A 3206-nucleotide genomic window follows, 5' to 3' on the forward strand; every position below is an offset into this window, starting at 1 on the left:
CTCTGATATTTCAGCTTATGATACCCCAGAAAGAATCAGTAACCTGATGAATGGTTTATATGCTACTTTTAAAGGGGGTGGTTTTTGGGGTAGTCAATACCTATATTACAGTGAGGCCCGTGCCGGAGATTTTGTGGCCACCAACCTTAATCCTACCAGGGGCGGTTTGTCTTACATGATGACCGTTGACCCGGGTACCTCAGATGTTTCTGCAGTATGGACCCAGGGCTACCAGATCATCAATGCCTGCAATGTGTTCATTGCCAATATGGAAGAAAAGGGTGGTGCTGTTGTGGGTACGGCCATCAATGGTAATTACGTAGGTGAGGCCAGGTTTCTGCGTTCTTTGGCCTATTATTACCTGTTGCAGCTGTATGCGGAGCCCTTTACTAAAAACCAGGGTGCTAGTCCGGGTTTACCGCTTCGCCTAACGCCAAACAAAGGCCTGGGTGATTATAACCTAAAACGAAGCACAGTAGCAGAGGTCTATAAGCAGATTATAGACGATATGAACTTTGCCGAAACTAATGTTCCTGAAAAATATACTACAGCAGCCCTCAATACCACCCGTGCACACCGCAATACCGTTATAGCGGCTAAAACAAAGGTGTATTTAAGCATGGGCGATTATGCCAATGTTGTAACGGCGGCCAATAAAATTGTGCCGGTAGCTGCACCCTTCATCGCACCTTCTGGTGTGCTGCATGCCCTCCAGGCCGATGTAACAACAGTTTTTAAGGCGCCTTATACATCTACAGAATCTATCTTTTCTATGCCATTTACTTCTAACGATGCGCCGGGTACTTCCTTAGGGAATGCGTATTTGCCTGACGGGTCTAATGCCACAGGTTTAGGCAGAACTGGTGGTGGAGATTTTTATTTATTTGAAGGTGGTATTGTGGCTGATGCTGGTTGGAAAGCAACTGATAAAAGACGTGAATTAACTTTCAGCACAGCGGCTGGTGTCAATAAAGGGCGATTATGGAGTACTAAATATTCCTCTGGTTCCCCTTACACAGATTATGTGCCAGTGATAAGGTATGCTGAAGTTTTGTTGAATTTAGCCGAAGCTTTAACTAACTTAAATGGGGTAGATGCAAGAGCTTTGGCCTTGGTCAATGCGGTGAGAAAACGTTCGGATGCTACAACCACCATTACTGCTGCTGCAAAGCAAGAATTGCTGGACAAAATTATAGTAGAACGACACATTGAGTTTCTTGGCGAAGGTATCCGCAATGCTGATTTAATGCGATTGAAACTCCCTATACCTGCTAAAACACCACTGGGCTCATCGCCAATACCAAAAATTAACCCTGATGATCCCAATTACCTGTGGCCTATACCTAATAATGAGTCGCTTTACAATAAAGATATCTAAGAAAAACTATTTACAAATTATTTAATAAGCTGATTATGATAAGATTATTTAAAACGTATGTAATATTGTTTTTGTGTGTGGCTTCTGCCGCTGCACAAACCATTACAAGTCCAAAAGAGCACTTCGGTTTTAACATTGGCGATGATTATAGCCTCGCCAATTACACCCAGGCAGAAGCTTATTTTAAAAAGCTCGCGCAGCAGTCTGACCGGGTGGTACTCCAGGAAATTGGTAAAACAGAGGAGGGGCGCAACCAGTATTTAATGGTCATTTCCTCGCCTGCCAACTTGAAAAAGCTGGCCCGTTATAAAGAAATTTCACAGCAATTGGCCAGGGCCGAAAACCTGACCGATGCGCAGGCAGCAGCACTTGCCCTCGAGGGAAAACCTGTGGTATGGCTTGATGGTGGTTTGCATGCTACAGAAACTGTGGCTACGCAGCAATTGCTTGAAATTTACTACCGCTTACTGAGTGCAAATGATGCTGAAACTAAGCGCATTCTCGACAATGTCATCATCTTATTGTCGCAGGTTAATCCCGACGGACAAGAGCTGGTTTCTAACTGGTACATGAAAGATAAAGATCCTAAAAAACGGAACATGAGTATCCCACGTCTTTACCAGAAATATATTGGTCATGATAACAACAGGGATTTCTATATGATGAACATGAAGGAAACCACCAATATCTCCAGACAGCAATATATTGAATGGATGCCGCAAATAATTTATAACCACCACCAAACTTCGCCGGAGGGTGCTGTAGTGGCTGGTCCGCCATACCGTGATCCATTTAATTTTGTGTTCGACCCTTTGCTGATTACTGGCATTGATGGTGTGGCAGCAGCCATGATCAATAGGTTGAACACTGAAGGTAAACCAGGTTATACTCGTCTAAGTGGTTCTGTTTATTCTACCTGGTGGAATGGTGGTTTAAGGACTACACCTTATTTCCATAACATGATCGGGATTCTGACGGAAATTACTGGAAATCCTACACCTTCTAAAATTGCTTTGGTGCCAGATAGGTTGATCCCAAATAATGCAACGCCATTTCCGGTGACGCCACAAGAGTGGAAATTCCGTAAATCTATTGACTACTCGGTATCATTAAATTACGGGATCCTTGATTATGCTAGTCGCCAGGGAGATAAGCTTTTGTATAATATCTATGTGATGGGAAGAAATGCCATCAACAAAGGAAATCAAGATAACTGGACTTTAATGCCTAAGCATATTGCTTCCATCAGTGAGGCTTATGAAAAAGATAAAAAAGCAAACTTACTAGAAAAAGACAGCACTGGTAAACTATCGGCTGCTATGCCAATGAAATATTATGATGCTGTATTGAAAAATCCGGAGACACTGGATGCAAGAGGTTATATCATCTCTGCAGACCAGTCTGATTTTCCTACTGCGGTTAAGTTTATCAACTCTTTACTAAAGTCGGGTATTTTGGTTCATCGTGCTACAGCACCTTTTACGGTAAGTGGCAAAAACTATCCTATAGGTTCTTATATCGTTAAAACGAACCAGGCTTTCCGTCCGCATGTGTTGGATATGTTTGAGCCACAAGATCACCCGAATGACTTTCAATACCCTGGAGGCCCTCCGGTACGTCCATACGATGCTGCAGGCTGGACCCTGGCTTTTCAAATGGGTGTTCATTTTGACCGCATCCTCACTACCTTAGATGGTCCGTTTGAGCGTATTGCTTATGGCGCTTTACAAAATGCACCAGCCAAAACAGTAGCCACATCTACCAGTGGTTATGTTTTGGATGTAGCTGTTAACAATACCTTTATTGCGGTAAATGATTTGTTAAAAGC

2 protein-coding genes are annotated in these 3206 nt (G+C 43.1%); both read left to right on the plus strand.

Going from position 1 to position 3206, the window contains the following annotated elements:
• On the plus strand, positions 1-1378 hold a 1378-nt coding region (locus ACR2F7_RS14060; protein WP_432714181.1), incomplete at its 5' end, for a RagB/SusD family nutrient uptake outer membrane protein.
• 35 nt (positions 1379-1413) lie between these two features.
• A partial coding sequence (locus ACR2F7_RS14065) for a M14 family metallopeptidase (RefSeq protein ID WP_432714182.1) occupies positions 1414-3206 on the plus strand: 1793 nt, incomplete at its 3' end.

The sequence above is a fragment of the Pedobacter sp. genome (assembly GCF_045628745.1).
Lineage (GTDB): Bacteria > Bacteroidota > Bacteroidia > Sphingobacteriales > Sphingobacteriaceae > Pedobacter.